General features: G+C 73.0%; 13 protein-coding genes. 6 read left to right on the top strand and 7 right to left on the bottom strand.

The genetic code is table 11. The annotated features are described in order from the left end of the window. The first annotated feature begins 2 nt into the window (after positions 1-2). Positions 3-1,040 (top strand): glycosyltransferase family 2 protein, encoded by a 1,038-nt coding sequence (locus tag OO54_RS35240; RefSeq protein ID WP_033210832.1) that lies wholly within the window; start codon positions 3-5, stop codon positions 1,038-1,040. A gap of 75 nt (positions 1,041-1,115) precedes the next feature. Here OO54_RS35240 and OO54_RS35235 read toward each other — a convergent pair whose 3' ends face one another. The 4 genes from OO54_RS35235 to OO54_RS35220 all read right to left on the bottom strand — a co-directional run bounded on the left by OO54_RS35235 (position 1,116) and on the right by OO54_RS35220 (position 7,066). Further along, positions 1,116-2,891: an LCP family protein gene (locus OO54_RS35235; protein WP_200146627.1), complete on the bottom strand. Its 1,776-nt coding sequence runs from the start codon at positions 2,889-2,891 to the stop codon at positions 1,116-1,118. A 50-nt stretch (positions 2,892-2,941) separates the two neighbouring features. Further along, positions 2,942-4,660 carry an LCP family protein gene (locus OO54_RS35230; protein WP_033210831.1) on the bottom strand — a complete coding sequence of 573 codons (1,719 nt, stop codon included), beginning with the start codon at positions 4,658-4,660 and terminating at the stop codon, positions 2,942-2,944. Positions 4,661-4,918: 258 nt separating this feature from the next. Continuing rightward, on the bottom strand, positions 4,919-6,124 hold the full coding sequence (locus tag OO54_RS35225; RefSeq protein WP_033210829.1) for an LCP family protein: 1,206 nt from the start codon (positions 6,122-6,124) through the stop codon (positions 4,919-4,921). 189 nt (positions 6,125-6,313) lie between these two features. Then, a complete protein-coding gene (locus tag OO54_RS35220) occupies positions 6,314-7,066 on the bottom strand; it encodes a TIGR03089 family protein (protein WP_033210826.1) in 753 nt (250 codons plus the stop codon). 136 nt (positions 7,067-7,202) lie between these two features. On the opposite strand from OO54_RS35220, the gene OO54_RS35215 reads away from it, so the two are divergent. Both OO54_RS35215 and OO54_RS35210 read left to right on the top strand, forming a co-directional pair. Further along, positions 7,203-8,924 carry a peptidoglycan recognition protein family protein gene (locus OO54_RS35215; protein ID WP_033210823.1) on the top strand — a complete coding sequence of 574 codons (1,722 nt, stop codon included), beginning with the start codon at positions 7,203-7,205 and terminating at the stop codon, positions 8,922-8,924. 596 nt (positions 8,925-9,520) lie between these two features. Further along, on the top strand, positions 9,521-10,564 hold the full coding sequence (locus tag OO54_RS35210; RefSeq protein ID WP_033210821.1) for a DNA-3-methyladenine glycosylase family protein: 1,044 nt from the start codon (positions 9,521-9,523) through the stop codon (positions 10,562-10,564). Between the two features lie 139 nt (positions 10,565-10,703). Here the strand turns inward: OO54_RS35210 and OO54_RS35205 are convergent, their stop codons facing one another. From OO54_RS35205 to OO54_RS35195, 3 genes are all read right to left on the bottom strand, one after another. Then, entirely contained in the window at positions 10,704-12,011 is a 1,308-nt protein-coding gene (locus tag OO54_RS35205; RefSeq protein ID WP_033210819.1) for a coenzyme F420-0:L-glutamate ligase, read from the bottom strand. Between the two features lie 55 nt (positions 12,012-12,066). Continuing rightward, the gene (gene cofD / locus OO54_RS35200) at positions 12,067-13,023 is read right to left on the bottom strand and encodes a 2-phospho-L-lactate transferase (RefSeq protein WP_017238347.1); all 957 of its coding nucleotides are present in this window, start codon (positions 13,021-13,023) and stop codon (positions 12,067-12,069) included. 131 nt (positions 13,024-13,154) lie between these two features. Beyond that, entirely contained in the window at positions 13,155-13,679 is a 525-nt protein-coding gene (locus tag OO54_RS35195; RefSeq protein WP_033210817.1) for a cysteine dioxygenase, read from the bottom strand. A 757-nt stretch (positions 13,680-14,436) separates the two neighbouring features. Between OO54_RS35195 and OO54_RS35190 the strand changes: the two genes are divergently transcribed. The 3 genes from OO54_RS35190 to OO54_RS35180 all read left to right on the top strand — a co-directional run bounded on the left by OO54_RS35190 (position 14,437) and on the right by OO54_RS35180 (position 20,236). Next, complete coding sequence (locus tag OO54_RS35190; RefSeq protein WP_015033978.1) at positions 14,437-14,700, top strand: WhiB family transcriptional regulator; 264 nt, start codon at positions 14,437-14,439, stop codon at positions 14,698-14,700. A gap of 239 nt (positions 14,701-14,939) precedes the next feature. Then, positions 14,940-18,680 (top strand): glycosyltransferase family 2 protein, encoded by a 3,741-nt coding sequence (locus OO54_RS35185; RefSeq protein WP_033210814.1) that lies wholly within the window; start codon positions 14,940-14,942, stop codon positions 18,678-18,680. Then, a complete protein-coding gene (locus tag OO54_RS35180) occupies positions 18,677-20,236 on the top strand; it encodes a DUF5719 family protein (RefSeq protein ID WP_033210811.1) in 1,560 nt (519 codons plus the stop codon). Before OO54_RS35185 ends, OO54_RS35180 begins: the two co-directional genes overlap by 4 nt. Positions 20,237-20,307: the final 71 nt, after the last annotated feature.

Here is a 20,307-nt window from a genome sequence, read left to right as displayed (position 1 = left end):
CAATGAACGCCACGCCCCCCGTCTCCGTGATCATGCCGGTCCTCAACGAGGAGCGGTACCTGCGCACCTCCGTTCGTCACATCCTGGAGCAGGAGTACGACGGCGAGATGGAGGTGGTGATCGCCCTCGGCCCGTCCACGGACCGCACGGACGAGATCGCCGCCGAGCTCGTGCGCGAAACCGCCTCGGACAAGCGCCGCGTCCACACGGTGCCGAACCCGACCGGTCGTACGCCCGCCGCCCTCAACGCGGCGATCCAGGCCTCCCATCACCCGATCGTGGTGCGCGTCGACGGCCACGGCATGCTCTCCCCGAACTACATCGCCACCGCCGTCCGGCTCCTGGAGGAGACCGGCGCGCAGAACGTCGGCGGTGTGATGCACGCCGAGGGCGAGAACGCCTGGGAGGACGCGGTCGCCGCCGCGATGACCTCGAAGATCGGTGTCGGCAACGCCGCCTTCCACACGGGCGGCGAGGCGGGCCCCGCCGAGACCGTGTACCTGGGCGTCTTCCGGCGCGAGGCCCTCGAACAGCAGGGCGGCTACAACGTCGAGTTCATCCGCGCCCAGGACTGGGAGCTGAACTTCCGCATCCGCGAGGCCGGCGGCCTGATCTGGTTCTCGCCCGAGCTCCGCGTCCAGTACCGCCCGCGGCCCTCCGTGAAGGCCCTCGCCAAGCAGTACAAGGACTACGGCCGCTGGCGCCACGTGGTGGCCCGCTACCACCAGGGCTCCATCAACCTCCGCTACCTGGCCCCGCCGACCGCCGTCTGCGCCATCGCCGCCGGTCTCGTCGTGGGCGCCACGCTCACCCCGCTCGGCTTCGTGATCCCGGCCGGCTACCTCGCCGCCATCGCCGTCGGCTCCGTCCCGGCCGGCAAGGGCCTGCCCCTCAAGGCCCGCCTCCGGATCCCGGTGGCCCTCGCCACCATGCACATGTCCTGGGGCTACGGCTTCCTCACCAGCCCGCGCTCCCTCGCCAGGAAGGTCATCGCCAGCCGCCGCCCGGCGGTGAAGACCGGCGAGACCGAGTCGGTCTGACGACCGCCCCGCACACACGCCGACGGCCGGACCCCGGAAGGGGACCGGCCGTCGCGCGTTCGGCGGGGGAGCGGATCAGCTCTTTCCGTCCCACTTGTACGGGTCGAAGATGTACATGCAGTCCTTCGTGTCGGCCCGCAGCACCTCCGCGCCGTCCGGGATGTCGCCGGCCTCGCCGGCCGGCTTCTTGTAGACCGTTCCCTCGCGCCAGTCGGAGCCGACGATCAGCGTGATGCCCTCGGCCTGCGCGTCGGCCCGGACCGCCGAGTCGGGCAGCCCGAGCGCCTTGGCCACGGACAGGGCGTTCGCCTTGCCCTGGTCGGCTTCGGCCTTCGGGTAGGTGACCACGGTGTCGGCGCGGCTGCCGCCCTCCTTGGAGGAATCGGCCCGCGTGAAGCCCTTGCCCTGGAGGAGCTCGGCGACGGTGCGGGCACGGCCCTCGACGGCCGGCTCGGCGTCGCCGCCGGTGCCGTTGACGACCGTCACGCCGAGCGTGCCGGGCGACTCGGCCGTGGCCTTCGGCTTGGCGGAGGCGGTCGGCTTCGGCTTCGTACCGGCCGGGTCGCCGTTCTTGTCGAACGCGACGTCGTCGCGGAGCATCGCGAACATCTTGTCGGCCGACTTCTTGACCAGGACGTTCTTGTTCTTGTCCTGCGACCACTCGGTCGTCGGGATGTTCGCCGTGGTGAGGCGGTCCAGCTTCACGTTCTTGAGCTGCATCGACAGGTCGAAGAGACCCGAGACCGACTTGATCTCGTCGGAGACCTGGAGCGCCTGGGTGGCGGTCTCGGCCAGGCCCATGAGGCGTCCGGTGTCGGTCCAGGCGTTCTGCTTCTGGAGCTTCTCGACCATGCCGTTCATGTACATGTGCTGGGCCTTGGCCCGCATCTGGTCGCTGCCGAACGCGTGCCGGGTGCGCAGCCACTGGAGTGCCTGCTTGCCCTTGATCTCGTGCGTCCCCACCGGCAGTTTCAGGCCCGAGCCGCCGGGCTGAAGCTTGGTCGGGTGGTCGCTGACGCCGGACTTCACGCAGACCGGGACGCCGCCGACCTCGTCGGCCATCGCCACCACACCGGCGAAGTCGACCATGATCCAGTGATCGACGTAGACCCCGGTGAGGCTCTCCCACGTGGTGAGCGTGCAGCCCGGACCGCCGCGCCCCAGCGTCTCGTTGATCGGCTGGTTGGTGGTGGCCGGGAAGGTCTCCTTGCCGTCCGCGGACCTGCACTCGGGGATCGGCACGATCGTGTCGCGCGGGATGGAGACCACCGACGCGTTCTTACGGTCGGCCGAGACGTGCAGCAGCATCTGCACGTCGGCCAGCGGCTTGTTCTCCCGGAGGTTCTTCCCGCCGCCCAGGGCCACGTTCTTCGCGTCCGCCCGGCTGTCGGAGCCGATCAGCAGGATGTTCAGCGGGGTGTCGCCCAGCGCGTTCGGCGCGGCCTTCTTCACGCCGCTGTCGCCGCCGGCCCGCGCCCCGCCGCGGATGTTGTCGTTCAGGTGCTCGTAGTACAGGTATCCGGCGCCGGCCGTGCCGAGTATCAGCAACGACAGGGTGATCGCCGTCCAGCGCAGCACCTTGCGCTTGCCGGTCTTCTTGGCGCGCCGCCGTGCCGCGGCACGGCCCCCCGCGCCCTCACCGCCGCCCGTACCGCCGGCGGCGCCGTCACCGCGACGGCGCGCGGCCCGGCCCGAAGCGGGCGCGTCGGCGTCCGCCACCTCCTCGTCGGAAGGCTCGCGACCCGCGCCGGTCGCCTCACCGGCGCCGTACAGGTCGTCGTCCCAGCCCAGTTCACGGGCGCGCGGAACGCGTCCCCGCGTTCCCTCCCCACGCACGCTGTTCTGTCCCACCCCAGGTCCCCTCGTCAGTCAGGAGTGCGTCAAGCCCCGGTGTTTCCGGATCACTTGGCGCACACCTGCTTGTCAGCTGCTAGCTTCTCCAGATCCTTCGGCGCCTTTGCCGGTCCGGTGACGGGCACCCCCGCGCCCTTGAAGTCGGCGCCGAGGACGAGCGTCATGGGCTCGCGTACCCCGGCGTCCTGTGTGCCCGGCTTGAGAGCCGAGGCGGGCAGACCCATCATGTCCGCGAGTTTGCGGGCCTGGTCTGCCTGGTTCGGTGCGTAGGTGAGCGTGGTCTTCGCCGCCTTCTCGGGGGCGTTGCTCCGGTTGGTGGAGCGGCTCACTCCCTGCTCGTTCTGAAGCCAGTTGATCGTCGACTGGGCCGCGCCGCGGACGCCGCTGCCGTTGTAGACGTCGACGCGCACCTCGGAGGCGGTGGAGCGGGTGCCCTTGAGGAGCGCCGCCTCCGCCTGCGTCTGCGCGTTCTTGGCTTCCTGCTGCTGCTTCTTCACCTCGGTGAGCGAGGTGTCGGACTGGAGCATCGCGAACAGCTGCTGTGCCTGCGTCGGATGAGGCACGACGGTGACCGGGGTGGGCTCGTCCGGATTGTCGACCACGGGGATCGTCGTGAACGCGATGTTCTTCGTGTCGATCCCGGAGAGCTCCTTGGCCAGGTCCTGGAGCTTGCCGAGGGACCCTATGCCCTTGTCGACGGTGAGCGCGTTCGTCGCGGCCTGGGCGAGGTCGTACAGCTTCGACGGGCTGGTGAGCGTCTCGTCCGACTTCATCTGCCGGATCATCGAACTCAGGAACTGCTGCTGGATCTTGATCCGGTCCAGGTCGCTCTTGTTGCCGAAGCTGGAGCGGGTGCGGACGAAGGCGAGCGCCTGCTCGCCCTGGATCGTCGATTCACCGGCCGGCAGTTTCAGATGCGACTTCTTGTCGTTCACCGGCTTCTCCACGCAGACCTTCACACCGCCGACGGCCGTGGTCAGCTCCTTGACGGCGTTGAAGTCGACCATCATGAAGTGGTCGACGGTCAGGCCGGTCAGCTCCTTGACCGTGCGCATGGTGCAGCCGGGGTCGCGGCCGTCCTGGCCGAGGCTCACGTTGAAGCGGGCCTGCCGCTGGCCGGGGATGGTCAGGATCGTCCCGTCGGGCTGCTTCGACTGGCACTCGGGGATCGTCGTCATCAGGTCGCGCGGGATGGAGAGCGCCGTGGCGTTCGTCCGGTCCTTGGAGACGTGGAAGAGGATCGTGGTGTCGGCGTGGCCGGGACTGTTCTTGTCGCCGTAGCCGCTGTTGCCCTCGCCGGTCCGCTTGTCGGTGCCGATGATCAGGACGTTGAAGGCCGCGCCCTCGCGGAAGCCCGCGCTCTGGGCGCCGACGGGGTCGACGACGTGGATGTTGTCGTCGAGCTCCTTGTAGAGCATGTACCCCCAGGTCGCGCCGCCCACCAGGACGAGCGCCATCGTTCCGCCGGTCCACAGGAGGACCTTCTTCTTGCGGGACGTGCCCTGCTTGCGCTTGCGGCGGCTCTGGGGCGGGATCTGGCCAGTGCCGGTCTGTTCGGGGGCGCGGCGGCGGCGCTGACCGGGAACGGGCGCCTCGGTCGGCGCGGGCGCCGGTGCGGCGGAGGAGGGTCTGCGGGTGCGGGAAGGCGCCTGCGGATGCCCAGCGGAGCGGTCCAGTCGCAGTTCGTAATTGCCCGTCTGCGGGTTGAGAACCCACTGGTCGGCGGGGTCGATCTCGTCCGCCCGTCCACGGCTGTGCGCGTCCACGGTTACTCGAGTCCTCCGTCGGTGCCACGCGAGGCGCCTCCCCCACAGGGCGCCGCTCTCTCGGTCGTTCGATCCTTGGTGAGTGCGACCACGCGGTCGGGGTGCACCGGATCGCGTCACACTATCCGCCCAGTTCAGCGTGGGGCGACGTCCGTGACAAATTCCACGCCGCTTACAACTGGACAATTTGCCCAAACCTCATCGCAGCCCACCCTCCCCTTGAGTTGCCCTTTACTCGCCGTCCCCGTCGGTCACCCGCTATGAGCACACCGCTTCCGCCGCGTTCCGTCCCGTGAAGGTGGGGGTGGGCGACGGTGCCTGGGCGTCCGCGTCGTCGGGCTTCCCGTCCGCGTCGGGCTTCCGGTCGTCGTCCTCGGTGCTCGGCGCCACCACGACGGGCCGGTCCTCCCGCAGCTGCTTGAAGAGTTGACTCGCCGCCGGTTGCACCAGTTCGTCACGGTTCGCGTCATACGAGTACGAGCGCCGCGGCACCGTGAGGAACTGGACCTTCTCGGTCGGCACGGACCGCATGGCGCGCGCGAGGTCGTACAGGTCCCGCAGCGAGTCCAGTCCAGGGTCCGTGGTGATCGCCTTGGTCGCCGCGTCCAGGACCGGGTACAGCTTGGTCGGGTTGAGCAGCACCCCGTCGCTCTGCACCTTGTTGACGAGCGCGCCGAGGAACTGCTGCTGGCGGTCCATGCGTTCGGTGTCGCTGCCGTTGCCGAGCGACTTCCGGGCCCGTACGAAGCCGAGCGCCTGCTCGCCGTGGAGCGTCTGGCGCCCCGCGGGCAGCTTCAGATGGGCGTCGGCGTCGTTCACCGGCTCCTTGAGGCAGATCTCCACCCCGTCCACGGCGTCCACCATCTTCTTGAAGCCCCGGAAGTCGATCACCATGTGGTGGTCCACCCGGATCCCGGTCAGCTTCTCGACCGTACGGATCGTGCACGCCGTACCGCCGAACTCGAAGGCCCAGTTGAACTGGGCGAACTGCTCGCGGGTCCGGGTCCCGTCGGGTTTGCGGCAGCTCGGGATCGTCACCATCAGGTCGCGGGGGAGGGAGACGGCGGTCGCGCTCGCGTTCCCCGCCGACAGGTGCAGCAGGATCGTCGTGTCGGAACGCTGGGTGCCCTTGTCCCGGCCGTACTTCCGGTTCCCCTCACCGGCCCGGGTGTCCGAACCGATGAGCAGGATGTTCCGGGCCGTCGAGGTGCCCGCGGGCGGGCGCTCCTTCTCGTACCTCCGGAGCTCGTCGGCGGCCGTGGTGTCGGTGGTGATGTTGCCGTCGAGCTTCCGGTAGAACCACCAGCCGGCACCGGCCGCCGCCAGCACGACGACCGAGACGCCGAGCGCCGTCCACCGCAGCCAGTGGCGCTTGCGCCGCGGCTCCTCAGGCGCACCGGACACCGCCTCTTCTTCCGCTGCCGCCGGGTCCGGTTCGGCGGGCGTGCCTGCACGGTCCGTCACGTCTGGGTCCGTCCTTCATGGCGTCGGCGGCGCGACGGGCGGCCACCGGTCGTGAAAGGAGACGGCCGAGCCCGACGCATGGTTGTGCGGAAGGGGGCGAACCCCCCCTCGCCGATCATGTACCGGACTCGGCGTGCGGACCCGGGGACTCGGCGCGGTGCTGGTCCGACCGAGTGAACCGGCACCCGGTCAGAGCGCGCTGTGCGTGACGCGCTCGCTCTCCACGCGCTTCTCCAGGCCCTCGGCACCCAGCTGATCCAGGTTCCGGCACAGCACCACGGAGCCGCCCGCCGCCAGCGGGGCGTACAGCCCGGCCGCGAGGCCCTGCCAGTCGCCGTAGCCGAGACCGGACAGCAGCCGCGAACCCGGCGCGAGGCCCAGGGTCGCCGCCTCCGTGCGGGCCTGCTCGACAAGCTGCGCGCCGCTGCGTTCCGTACCGTCGACGACGAGGGCCGGAGCATCCGGATCGACCGGCGCGAACGGGGCGAAGCGGTCGCCCTGGCTCGGCACCTCGACCGCGTAGTCCGCGTACCCGGCGGGCGCGGCGGGGAACCGGCGGCCCAGCGGGGCCAGGGAGAGCGCGATCCGCTCCCCGGAACAGGCCAGGCCCGCCTCAAGGGTGTCGGGACCCGCGACCACCAGGTCGGCGTCCGCCGGATCGCCGCCGATCTCCACGGTCACCCCGACGGACGAGCAGGCCAGCAGCCACACGGCCGTCTGCCAGTGCGCCGGCACCAGCAGCGCGAGCCGGTCGCCCGGCTCGGCGGACAACTCGCCCTGGAGCAGGTTCGCCGTCTTGGCCACCCAATTGGCGAAGGTGGCGACGGACAATTCCACGCGCTCACCGGTGGCGTCGTCGTAGAAAGTGATCAAAGGGCGCCCTGGGTCCGCGGCGAGCGCGGATCGCAGCAGGTCGGCGGGGGTGCGGTCGCTGGCGTTCACGCCGGACAGCGTACGCGGACGGGCGCGCGCGGTCCGCCGTACCGGTGACGCCGTCCACCGGTCGGCCCGACGGCCCGTCAGTTTCCGGGCGGATTCCCGGCGCGCGGAACCACCCCGCGATACGGACGATCGGCCCATGCGTGCCTCACTCGCCTCCTCGATCGCCGTCACCTGCGCGGCGGCGCTCGCCCTGCCGGTCTCCCTCGCCGCCCCCGCGGCCGCGGTGCCCTCGGCACTCGGGCTGCCCCAGGCGGTCTCCGCGCTCCCGTCGACGACCCCGGCAGGGCCACAGCCGCTCTCCGCACCACCGCCGACGGCGCCCCACACGACCGGCGAGCTCCCGCCGACGCCCCCGGTGGCGCCACGACCGCTCCCCGAACTGCCGTCGACCTCCCAGGCCGCGCCACCGGCGGTCTCCGAGCTGCCGCCGACGTCCGATGCCGCGCCACCGGCGCTCCCCGAACTGCCGTCGACGACCCAGGCCGCGCCACCGGTGGCAGGGGGCTCGGCCGGTGAGCAGGCGTCGACGCGGCCCGCCGCGCCACAGGCGGCCGGCGCCCTGCCGCCCGCGCCCGACCTGCCGGGCTCCACCCAGTCCCTGCCGCTCGGGCCGCTGGCCGGTTCCACGCGTGCCGCGGGGGACGGGACGATCGGCGAGGGCGAGCAGGGGCTCACCCGACGCGACGTCAGGCCCTTCTCGCTCGTCGGCGTCGTCTGGGACGACCCGGCCGCCCCCCTGCACGGCACCGTTCAGGTCCGCACCCGGGCCACCGGCGGCGCCGACTGGTCGGCGTGGCAGGACGTGGAGACCCACAACGAGGAACACGGAGCCGACCCGGACACCCCGGAGGGCACCACCCGGACCCTCCGGGGCTCCACGGCACCCCTGTGGGTGGGCGACTCGGACGGCGTCGAGATCCGCGTACACGGTGAGGAACCGCTCCCCACCGGCCTGCGCCTCGAACTCGTCGACCCCGGCGAGGACCCGGCACCCGAGGCCCCCGCCGCCGGGGCCCCGCGGAACCGTACCGCCGCGGCACCCGCCGCCCCCGCCACTCCCGGCCTCCCGGCGGTCCTGGCCGGTCTGAGCGCGGCGGAGGCGGCGGCCAGCGGGGTCAACTCCCAGCTGGCGGCGTTCGGCGCGACCTGGATCCCCGCCCTGTCGAAGGAGAAGACGGAGCTCGCGATCCGACAGGCGCCGCCCCGGACCGTCGCGCACGCCCCCGTCGCGAACGCCGCCGCCAAGCCGTACATCGGCCCCCGCCCCAAGATCATCACCCGCAAGGGCTGGGGAGCCGACGAACGGCTCCGCGAGAAGGGCTTCGTCTACACGAAGACCATCAAGGCCGCCTTCGTCCACCACAGCGCCACCGGCAACAACTACAGCTGCCGCCAGGCCCCCTCCGTCCTCCGCAGCATCTACCGCTACCACGTCAAGAGCAGCGGCTGGCGGGACTTCGGCTACAACTTCGCCGTCGACAAGTGCGGCAACATCTACGAAGGCCGTGCCGGCGGCGTCGCCAAGCCGGTCCTCGGCGCCCACACCCTCGGCTTCAACACCAACAGCATGGGCATCGCCGTCCTCGGCACCTACAGCCGCAGCGCACCCCCGGCCGCCGCCGTCACCGCCATCGCCCGCCTCACCGCCTGGAAGCTCGGCCTCCACGGCGTCAACCCCAAGGGACCCGCCTACCTCGTCTCCGGCGGCGGCAACCGCTACCGCAAGGGCAAGACCGTCCGCTTCAACGCCATCGCCGGCCACCGCGACGGCTTCGCCACCGAATGCCCCGGCGTCCGCCTCTACAACAAACTCCCCACCACCCGCACCACCTCAGCCAAATACCAGGGCCGCCTCTAACCGCCCCCCCCACCCATCGTGGGCAATCGTTCCGCCGGGGCGGTGCCCACCCGTAACCCCGCCCACCCCGTTGTGGGCAATCGTTCCGCCGGGGCGGAACGGGTGGGCACAACGGACGGCGCCCCTTGCCGGGCCCAGGCTTCCGCGCCCGAACCCGCACCCATGCTCGGCGCACAACTCGGTGCGGGTCCAGGCGACAGGGGCGGAGGCGCCGCCAAGCGCGCCGTCCCGTGTGCCCACCCGTCCCGCCCCAGCGGGACGATTGCCCACACGGGGCGGGGCGCAGGCCCCCACGCGCGGGGGCCCATACGGAGGCGGAGGCGGGTGCAAGCCCCCACGCGCGCGGGCCCACACGGAGGCGGCTGCAGGCCCCCACGCGCGCGGGCCCACACACCGTCTGAGGGCGACAGCCCAGGAAGCCGCAGGCCCCACGGGGCGGGGCGCCACACGGCCCGCGCTCACACGAGGCAGGGCGACAGCCCACGCCGCGGGCCAACGAGGCACGGGGCGCAAGCCCCTATGGCGCGGGCCCCACGGGCCCGACCACAGGCCCGCACAGCCGCTTCCCACCCAAGCCGGCGAGCTACGCTCATCCCATGGCCGGCCGCTTCCACCCCAAACCCACCCGCACCACCATCCGCGGCGGCCACATTCCCGTACCCACCCCCCAGCCCCCCGCCCAGGGACAGGCCCAGCCCGAGGGACACACCCAAGCCGCGCGGCAGCCCCGGTGGCAGGCCCAGACCCAGCCGCACCCCACCGACCCGGACCTGGCCCTCACCCTCGGCCCCCTCCGCCGCGGCCCCTCCGACCCCACCTTCCGAACCACCCCCGACGGCTCGATCTGGAGGGCGACCCGCACCCCGGACGGCCCGGGCACGCTGCGCGTGCGTACCGCGCCGGGCGGCGGGATCGAGGCGGAGGCGTGGGGCCCGGGAGCGGAATGGCTCCGGGAAACCCTGCCGGCGCTCTTGGGCGCGGAGGACGACCCGACGGCCTTCGTTCCCCGGCACAAGCTGCTGCTGGCGACGCACCGCCGTCGTCCGGGGCTGCGTCTGACGAGGACCGGCCTGGTCCTGGAGTCGCTGATCCCGTCGATCCTGGAGCAGAAGGTCACCACGCACGAGGCGTACGGAGCGTGGCGCGTCCTGGTGCGGAAGTACGGGGAGCCGGCGCCGGGCCCCGCGCCGGAGGGCATGTTCGCGATGCCCGATGCCCGGACGTGGACGCAGATCCCGTCCTGGGAGTGGCACCGGGCGAACGTCGACGGCAAGCGCTCGGCCACGATCGTCCGGGCGGCGCGGGTGGCGGCCCGCCTGGAGGAGGCCGCGCAGATGGACGGACCGGCGGCACGCACGCGCCTGGAACTGATCCCGGGTATCGGGCCGTGGACGAGCGCCGAGACGATTCAGCGGAGCAACGGCGCCGCCGACGAGGTCACCACGGGAGACCTGCACCTGCCGGGCATCGTCGGCTGGGCCCTCGCGGGCGACCGTACCGCCGACGACGCGACGATGCTCGCCCTCCTGGAGCCATACGCGGGCCAGCGCCACCGCGCCGCCCGCCTCATCCTCCTCAGTGGCCGCGTCCCACCCCGCAGGGCGCCCCGCATGACCCCGGGCGACATCACCGCCCTCTGAAAGAGCCGCCGACCACCGGCCTCAGGCCGACCACCGCGGCTACCGACCACCGGCCTCCGACCACGGAACGCCACCACGCGCTTCGACGCCCCGCCCCGCCCGCCCTGCACCGCCCTGCCCTGCACCGCCCCGCCCGCGCTCAGCGCACCTCCAGGAACTCCGTGGCCACCCGTGCCGGCCGTTCCTTGGGCGGGGCCGCCGGGTGGCCGATGGCCACGGCGCCGAGCGGGTCCCAGTGGGCGGGGAGGTCGAGGACCTCGCGGACGACGTCGCGGCAGAACATGGTCGAGGAGACCCAGGCGGAGCCGAGCCGCTCGCCGGCGAGGGCGACGAGGAAGTTCTGGACGCCCGCGCCCGCGGCGACGACGAACATCTCGCGCTCGGCGGCGTCGCGGCGCGGGTCGCCGTAGTGGTGGGAGCCGTCCATGACGAGGCAGGGGACGGCCAGGTAGGGGGCGTTGCGCAGGACGTCCCCGCGCCGCACCCGCTTGGCGATGGAGTCCTCGGACTTGCCGTCCCGGCGGAGGTCGGCGATCCAGGCGTCCCGCATGGCGTCGAGCAGCCGTGTCCGGGACTCGGGGGACTCCAGGAGCACGAACCGCCAGGGCGTGGTGTGGTGCGGGGCGGGCGCGGTCACGGCCGCGGCGACGGCCCGCCGTACGGAGCCGGGGTCGACGGGGTCGGCGGTGAACTCCCGCACCGTCCGGCGCAGCGTCAGCGCCTCCCGTACGGCCTCCGAGGTCCCGAGCCGGAACATGTCGTCGGCGGGGTCGCGTACGAGGGCCCGGGCGCCCGGCTGTTCGTCGTCGGCGACGACGTGCGGCAGGCCGCGGACGACGGCGACGGGGAGACCGGACGCCTTGCCCTTCACGAGGTCGCCGGCGGCGGCGAGTTCGTCGGCGGTGGCGACGACGGTCGCGCTCAGCGGGTTGCCGTGCGCGTCGGTGCCGCCGCGCAGGTCGTCGAGGACCCGCACGCCGGCCGCGCCGATGGCGACGTCGGTGAGTCCGGCGCGCCAGGGCCGGCCGAAGGTGTCCGTGACGACGACGCCCACGTCGACGCCGAGCGCGTCGCGCAGGCCGGTCCGGATGCGGCGGGCCGAGGCGTCGGGGTCCTCGGGCAGCAACAGCACTGTTCCGGAGGGGGTGTTGGAGGCGTCGACCCCGGCGGCGGCCATGACGAGCCCCTGCCGGTTCTCGACGATCCGCAGCGGGCCGCGCCGCGCCACCACGCGTACCGTCTCGGCGTCTATCGCCGCCTCGCGGTCCTCGGCGGCGATCACCCGCCCCTCGGCCTTGCTCACGATCTTGGAGGTGACGAGGAGGACGTCCCCGTCGACGAGTTCGGGCGCCGCGGAGGCGATCAGCTTGGCCAGATCGTCCCCGGCGGAAACCTCCGGCAGCCCGGCGAGCGCCCAGACCCGGTACGAGGGGGGTGCGGCGGTCACGCGCGCACCTCCCCGGCGAGCGCCCGGACCCGGCACGACGAGGGGGATATGGCGGTCACGCGCGCACCTCCTCGGCGAGCCGCAGGGCTTCCCGCGCCATCGCGGCGGTGGCGTCCACGTCGGTCATCATCAGCGGTACGGCGCGGCAGCGGATGCCCGCCTCCTCGACGTCCGCGACGGCGCCCGCGTCCACGGTGTCGACGAGCCAGCCGTCGATCAGCTCGGAGCCGTAGTGCCGGGCGACCGCCGCGGCCGTGGACTCCACGCCCACCGCCGCGAGCACCTTGTCGGCCATGCCGCGCACGGGCGCGTCGCCGACGATGGGGGAGAGGCCCACGACCGGTGCCCCGGCCGCGACGACTGCGTCGCGGATCCCGGGCACGGCCAGGATCGTCCCGACGCTCACCACGGGGTTGGACGGCGGGAAGAGGATGACGTCCGCCGCGGCGATCGCGTCGAGGACGCCCGGCGCGGGCTTCGCGGTCTCCGCGCCGACGGGCACGATCGCCTTCGCGTCCACGGAGGCGCGCAGCTTCACCCAGTACTCCTGGAAGTGCACCGCGCGCTGCTCGCCGTCGACCTCGATCGCCACGTGCGTCTCGACGCGGTCGTCGGACATGGGGAGGAGGCGTACGCCGGGCTGCCAGCGGGCGCACAGCGCCTCGGTGACGGCGCTCAGCGGGTAGCCCGCGCCGAGCATCTGCGTACGGACGATGTGGGTCGCGAAGTCACGGTCGCCCAGGCCGAACCACTCGGGTCCGACGCCGTACGCCGCGAGTTCCTCCTTGACCGTGAAGGACTCGTCGAGGCGGCCCCAGCCCTGTTCCTCGTTGATGCCACCGCCGAGGGTGTACATCACCGTGTCCAGGTCGGGGCAGACCTTCAGCCCGAAGAGATGGATGTCGTCACCGGTGTTGCCGATGACCGTGATCTCCGCGTCCGGAGCGGCCTGCTTGAGGCCGCGAAGGAAGCGAGCACCACCGATACCACCGGCCAGAGCCACAATGCGCATGCGGACAGTCTGTCAGCCGCGGGCCGATCGTATGAGCGGTGGCACTCGGGTCTCGGACGAGTCCGCCGGTCCGCGGCTGCTCCGGAGCCCGCCGGGACGCGCGAGCCCGCTGCCGGTCACGGACGAGTCCGTCAGACCGCGCTCGCTCCGAAGCCGGCCGGGGCGAGGGAGGCCGGGGCGCAGCGGGCCTGGAGCGACTCGTGCATCGGCATCTCCGTGAGGCCGGGGAAGTAGACGTGCAGGCTCACGGCCGGTTCGAGGGAGTCGTTGACGACCTCGTGGATGTACCCGGGCGCGAAAACGCGCTGCGCGCCCCCGGTGAGCGTCCGCACGCCCCGGTCCGTACGCTCCGTCAACTCGCCCTGCAGGACGGTCAGGACGCCGGAGGAGACGCCGTGGTCGTGGAGGCCGCTGCCCTGGCCGGGCACCCAGGAGAGCAGCCACACCTCGTAGCCGGGTCCGGTGCGCAGCCGGTGGTACCAGCGGGTGGTGGCGTCGTACTCGACGTACGGGGCCCACTGGGAGCGGTCGTCGGCGATCGAGCGTGCGAGGCCGGCGAACTCGGCCACGGTGACGGGGTGGGCGCGCTCGGGCTGGAGGAGGTGCGGGACCTCGAGGATGTCGCCGGCGATCTGAAGGTCGCTGTCCATGTTCATGGGATGGGGAGGTTCCTCAGCAGAAACAGAAGCGGTGGAGGGCCACGGGAAGACGTGACGCGAGTGACGCAGGGTGACGCTGGGAGAAGAAGCTGGAGCTCTACGGCATCAACAGCTGGAACAACAACAGCAACAGCGCGCCTGGACAGCGCGGCGGAACCCACGGGCGTGGGTCGCGGCGGGCGCTGTGGTCGCTGGCATGCCACCAAAGGTGGCGGGAAGAGCACCCGACTGTCAACTCAATGCCCGATTTGGCGGTAATGTTTCACCTCATCCGGTTACAGTCCGCGGAGAAAGGTTTGTTCAGCCGTGGACCAGGAGAGATGGCGCTTCAACCGCGCCCGTAAACATGGCGGCGCCCGCGAGATCGGTCCCGGCCGGCTCGTCACGGTCCGTGATCGGACTGTGATCCGGGTCGCTTCCTCGGCTGGATCGCAACAAGATCCAAGTCTCGGACGTCCTCCCCTGTGAAGGGTCGACCCCCTGCTCCCACGGAGGGTCGAGCTCCTCTCTCGTGGAGGGTCGGTTCCTCCTCGCGGAGGGTCATGCAGCACGGCCAAGCCGGTGGCAAGTGTCACGTTTTTTGGTGATTTGAACACTTTCCGCATAGGCTTGGTTCCGCAGAGTGAATACGGGGCCCAATAGCAGATCTCCGCTTGACTCGCACAGAGCACAAACTTGTAATTTCACTCGTGTCGTTCGGCCGGGTTCGCAACGGCAACACCACGGGGACGCACAGAACAGACGAGGGGCGCACATGACCGAGTTGTTCCAGGAACTGCTGGTCGAGGACGCGGACGAGGAACTCGGCTGGCAGGAGCGCGCGCTGTGCGCCCAGACCGATCCCGAGTCCTTCTTCCCCGAGAAGGGCGGCTCGACCCGCGAGGCCAAGAAGGTCTGCCTCGCCTGCGAGGTCCGCTCCGAGTGCCTCGAATACGCCCTGCAGAACGACGAACGGTTCGGCATCTGGGGCGGCCTCTCCGAGCGGGAGCGCCGTCGTCTCAAGAAGGCCGCCGTCTGAGCGGCACCAGGCCCCGGACCCCTTCCGGGCACCCCGCGCCACGGCGCGCGCACCACGACATCGCGAACGGTCCGCCCCCTGTGCCTCATCCACAGGCGGCGGACCGTTCTGCGTGCTCTGTCCACAGGGCACCGTCCGCAGGGGCGGACCGCCCCGCGCGCAGCCGTTAGTGTGGGCCTCCGTCCGAGACGCTCCCCACGCCCATCACGGGCGACCCCGGCCGGAGGGCCCGTAGCTCGATGTCCTCAACTCCTGAGTTTCCGCGACACGTCGTCACCGCCGTGCTCGTCACCCACGACGGCGCCCGCTGGCTGCCGGACGCCCTCGCCGGGCTGCTCGCACAGGAACGCCCCGTGCAGAACGTGATGGCGGCCGACACCGGCAGCGCCGACGACTCGGCCCAGCTCGTCGCCGACGCCGTCGGCGCCGACCGCGTCCTCCACCTCGCACGCCGCACCGGCTTCGGCGCCGCCGTCGAGGAGGCCGCCCGCACCGCGCCCGTACTCGGACCCGAGGACCTGCCCTACCTGAAGCGCCCCAGCGGCTGGGACCCCGTCAGCCGGTCCTGGAACGACGAGGCGTACGACCTCCCCGAACTCCCGCACGGCGAACCGGTGCAGTGGCTCTGGCTGCTCCACGACGACTGCGCCCCCGAGCCCGGCGCCCTCGCCGAACTCCTCCGCGTCGCCGACTCCGACTCCGACGCCGCCGTCATCGGACCCAAGCTGCGCGGCTGGTACGACCGGAAGCAGCTCCTGGAGACCGGCGTCTCCATCGCCCGCAGCGGCCGCCGCTGGACCGGACTCGACCGCCGCGAGCAGGACCAGGGCCAGCACGACCAGATCCGCTCCGTCCTCTCCGTCTCCACCGCCGGCATGCTGATCCGCCGCGACGTCTTCGAGGAACTCGGCGGCTTCGACCGCCGCCTGCCCCTCATGCGCGACGACGTCGACCTGTGCTGGCGCGCCCACTCCGCCGGCCACCGCGTCCTCATCGCCCCCGACGCCGTCCTGCGGCACGCCGAGGCGTCCGCCCGCGAGCGCCGCACCGTCGATTGCGCCGGCCGCACCGCCGCCAACCCGCACCGCGTCGACAAGGCCGGCGCCGTCTACACCCTGCTCGCCAACAGCCGCGGCGCCGCCCTGCCGTACGTGTTCCTGCGGCTCGTCGTCAGCACCCTGCTGCGCACCCTCGCCTACCTCGTCGGCAAGGTCCCCGGCCAGGCCGTCGACGAGGTCATGGGCCTCCTCGCCACCCTGCTGCGGCCCGAGAAGATCCTGGCCGCCCGCAAGCGCCGCAAGAACCCGGCCGTCCCGGCGAGCGAACTCCGCCCCCTCTTCCCGCCGCCCGGCGCCACCGTCCGCGCCGCCGCCGAGCAGTTCACCGCCAACTTCGGCGGCAGCGAGGCCGACTCCGGCGGCTCCCGCCACGGCGTCGTCGAGTCCGGACCCGGCGGCGACGACGCCGACTACCTGGAGATCGAGCAGTTCGCCCGGCTCAAGAAGATCGCCCGCAAGCCCGGCCCGGTCCTCTTCGGCCTGCTGCTCCTCATCTCCCTCGTCGCCTGCCGCAACCTCTTCGCCGGCGGCTCGCTGGCCGGCGGCGCCCTGCTGCCCGCCCCCGACACCGTCTCCGGCCTCTGGTCGCGGTACGCCGACGGCTGGCACGCCCTCGGCACCGGCGGCACCCAGAGCGCCCCGCCCTACCTCGCCGTCCTGGCCGCGCTCTCCGCGCTGTTCCTCGGCTCCACCTCCACCGCGCTGACCCTGCTCCTCGTCTGCTCGGTCCCGCTCGCCGGCTTCACCGCCTACTTCGCGGCCCGCGGCATCGTCGAGTCCCGGCTCCTGCGCGCCTGGGCCGCCATCGCGTACGCCTTCCTGCCCGCCGCCACCGGCGCCCTCGCCGCCGGCCGGCTCGGCACCGCCGTCCTCGCGATCCTGCTCCCGCTGATCGCCCGCGCCGCCGTCGCCGCCCACGGCTTCAACCGGCCCGACCGAGGCAGCTGGCGTGCCACCTGGGCGTACACCTTCCTGCTCACGTTCGCGATGGCGTTCACCCCGATCGTGTGGCCGCTGGCCGTCCTCCTCGGCCTCGGCGTCCTCGCCGTGCGCCGCACCGACCTCACGGCGTACGGGCTCCGCTTCCTCGCCGCCGTCGGCACCCCGCTCCTCGTCCTCGCGCCCTGGTCGCTCTCCCTCCTGACCGGGCCCTCCGCCTTCCTGCGCGAGGCCGGCCTCGACGTCCGTACGGGCACGGCGAGCGCGCTCGACCTGCTCGGGACCAGCCCCGGCGGGCCCGGCACCACGGGCGGCCTCCTGCTCATCGGCCTCGTGCTCGCCGCCCTCGCCGGGCTGCTGCGCGAGGACCGCCAGGTCGCCGTCCGCGCCGCCTGGGCCGCCGCCCTCGCCGGCCTCCTCTTCGCCGCCGTCTCCAACGGCGCCGGCGGCACCGGCTGGGCCGGACCCGCCACCCTCGTCTACGGCGCCGCCCTCCTGGCCGCCGGCATGATCGGCGCCGAAGGCGGCCGCACCCGCGTCGCCGCCCACGGCTTCGGCTGGCGCCAGCCCGTCGCCGCCCTCATCGCCCTCGCCTGCGCCCTCGGCCCCGCCGTCGCCGCCGCCGGCTGGATGATCGGCGGCGCCGACGGCCCGCTGACCCGGCGCGACCCGGTCCAGGTCCCCGCCTTCGTGGCCGAGGAGAGCGGCACCCGCGACCAGCCCCGCACCCTCGTCCTCGGCGGCACCACCCCCGGCGAGGTCTCCTACACCCTGGTCCGCGGCTCCGGCGCCCGCCTCGGCGACGGCGAGCTGACGGCCGCCGCCGACGCCGATCCCCGCCTCGACGTCGTCGTCGCCCACCTTGTCGCCGGCTCCGGCGCCGACCAGACCGAAGAGCTCAGCGGCTACGCGATCCGCTACGTCCTCGTACGCGACGGCGCACCGCGCCAGGTCAGCCGCGTCCTGGACTCCACCCCCGGCCTCAGCCGCCTCAGCCAGCTCGACGGCAGCGCGCTCTGGCGCGTGGACCGCGAGATCGCCCGGATCATGATCGTCCCGCCCGCCGCCACGACGGAGGACGCCAAGCCCGCCGACGCCAAGCCCGGGGCCGGAGCCCAGAGCGAGACCGCCAAGCCGGTCGCCGTCGCCGCGGGCCCCGTCGAGGCCCACACCGAGGTCCCGGCAGGACCCGAAGGCCGCGTCCTGCGCCTCGCCGACCGCGCCGCCGACGGCTGGACCGCCACCCTCGACGGCAAGGAACTGAACCGCACCACCGTCGACGGCTGGGCCCAGGGCTTCCAGCTCCCCGCCCAGGGCGGCCGCCTCGACCTCACGTACGACGAGCCGCTCACCCACGCCGCGTGGATCTGGGCCCAGGTCGGCCTCGCCGTCGTCCTCCTCGTCCTCGCCCTGCCCGGGCGGCGCCGCGAGATCGACGACGACCTGCCCGAGGAGGAGCTCGCGATCCCCGCCCAGGCCATCGATGGCGACGGCCGCCGGGCCCGCCGCCTGCGCGCCGCCGCGGAGGCCGAGGCGGAGACCGCCGCCACCCCGGAGACCGAATCTGCCGCGATCCCCGAGCAGCAGACCCACGAGCCCCGCGAGTGGGACACCGGTCACGACCCGGCCTACGCCCAGACCCAGTCCCAGTCCCAGCCCCAGGCTCAGGACCAGACCCAGCCCCAGGCCCAGCCGTACGCCGACCAGGGCTACTACCAGGAGTACGCGGCCGACCCGTACCAGCAGCAGCCGTACGCGTACCCCCAGCAGGGCTACGAACAGCAGCCCTACGCGGACCAGGGCTACGCCGAGCAGCCCTACGCCGGCCAGGGCTACGAGCAGCCGCAGCAGCAGTACGACCAGCAGCAGGCGTACGACCCGCAGCAGTACGACCAGCAGGCGTACGACCCGTACGGCTACGGCTACGGACACCCCCAGGGCCACGAGACCGAGCAGCGTCCCGACGGGAGCAGCAACCAGTGAACCGCACGACCCTCTCCCTGATCGCGGGCGCCACGGCCCTCGCCGCCGTCACCGGCTTCGCGGCCCTCACCGCCCCCGCCGACACCGCCGCGCCCGAGGCGAAGGCCACCACCCGCCTCCCGGTGGAGCGCGCCGGCCTGGTCTGCCCGGTCCCGAGCACCTCCGAAGTGGCCGAGACCGTCTACACCTCGTACACCCCGCCGGGCACGGGCACGAGCACCGGTTCGGGCTCGGCCACCGGGGCCGGCTCGGCCTCGGGCTCCGGCAAGACCGGGCAGCCCACCGCCCGGCTGACACCCGCCACCAGCACGACCCCCTCCGGCGGCACCGCCCCCAGTGGGAAGAAGTCCAAGGCCCCCCAGGCACCCGCCACCGTCACCACCCCCGGCAAGCCCGTCACCGCCGAGGCGAAGGGCGCCGTCGTACCCGCCCTCACCGGTGCCGCGACCGGCACCCTCGCCCCCGGCTGGACCGTCCAGCAGACCACCGTCGTCGAGGCGGGCGGCGCGCGCGGCCTCCTCGGCCTCACCTGTGGCGCCCCCGACACCGACTTCTGGTTCCCGGCGGCCTCCACCGCCAAGGAACGCCAGGACTACGTCCACCTCACCAACCCGGACGACACGGCCGCCGTCGCCGACATCGAGCTGTACGGCCCCGAGGGCGCCCTCAAGTCCCAGTTCACCGAGGGCATCCCGGTCCCGCCCCGCTCCACGGTCCCGGTGCTCCTCTCCACCCTCACCGGCGAGACCGCGAAGCCCGACGTCACCGTCCACGTCACCACCCGCAGCGGACGCGTCGGCGCCGCCATCGGCGCCGCCGACGAGAAGCTCGGCAGCGACTGGATCGCCCCCGCGGCCGACCCGGCGAGCACTGCCGTGCTCCCCGGCATCCCGTCCGACGCCACCTCCGTACGGCTCGTGGCCTTCGCCCCCGGCGACGACGACGCCGACCTGAAGGTCCAGCTGGTCACCGCCGCCGGCACCATCGTCCCGGCCGGCGCCGGCTCCCTGCACGTGAAGTCCGGTATGACGGCCTCCGTCGACCTGCCCGACCTCACCCGCGGCGAGGCGGGCTCCCTGGTCCTCACCCCGAGCGACCCGAAGAAGGCCACCCCGATCGTGGCCGCCCTCCGCGTGGTCCGGGGCAAGGGCGCCGACACCGAGGTCGCGTTCATCCCGGCGACCGCGGCCGTCTCCGCCCGCGCGACCGTCGCCGACAACCGCGCCAAGGCCACGACCCTGTCCCTCACCGCCCCCGGGGCCGCCGCCCAGGTCAAGGTCACCGCATCGGCGGGCTCCGGCGCGGGCACCCCCGTCTCCCGGACCCTCACCCTCAAGGCCGGCACCACCACGGCCGTGACCGACCTCGTCCCCCAAGGCCTCAACGGCTCCTACGCCCTGACCGTCGAACCCGTCTCCGGCGGCAAGGTCTACGCCGCCCGCACCCTCGCCGTCCCCCAGGACGGCATCCCGATGTTCACCGTCCAGACCCTCGTCGACGACCGCGGCACCGTCGAGGTCCCCTCCGCCCGCCAGGACCTCGGCGTCCTCGACTGACCCCGCGCTCGACGGCTACAGGGTCGGGCCGGCCTCCAGGGGGTCGGGTTCGGCCCCTACGGGGTGGGGGC

It is taken from the genome of Streptomyces wedmorensis, assembly GCF_000716445.1.
GTDB classification, from domain to species: domain Bacteria; phylum Actinomycetota; class Actinomycetes; order Streptomycetales; family Streptomycetaceae; genus Streptomyces; species Streptomyces wedmorensis.
This window is presented reverse-complemented; position numbering and strand designations above follow the sequence as displayed.

Bases quoted from the DNA above. Each gene is read 5' to 3' on its own strand.
- OO54_RS35190 (WP_015033978.1), top strand. From the start codon at position 14,437: ATGACCGAGTTGTTCCAGGAACTGCTGGTCGAGGACGCGGACGAGGAA.
- OO54_RS35240 (WP_033210832.1), top strand. From the start codon at position 3: ATGAACGCCACGCCCCCCGTCTCCGTGATCATGCCGGTCCTCAACGAG.
- cofD (WP_017238347.1), bottom strand. From the start codon at position 13,023: ATGCGCATTGTGGCTCTGGCCGGTGGTATCGGTGGTGCTCGCTTCCTT.
- OO54_RS35185 (WP_033210814.1), top strand. From the start codon at position 14,940: ATGTCCTCAACTCCTGAGTTTCCGCGACACGTCGTCACCGCCGTGCTC.
- OO54_RS35210 (WP_033210821.1), top strand. From the start codon at position 9,521: ATGGCCGGCCGCTTCCACCCCAAACCCACCCGCACCACCATCCGCGGC.
- OO54_RS35215 (WP_033210823.1), top strand. From the start codon at position 7,203: ATGCGTGCCTCACTCGCCTCCTCGATCGCCGTCACCTGCGCGGCGGCG.
- OO54_RS35195 (WP_033210817.1), bottom strand. From the start codon at position 13,679: ATGAACATGGACAGCGACCTTCAGATCGCCGGCGACATCCTCGAGGTC.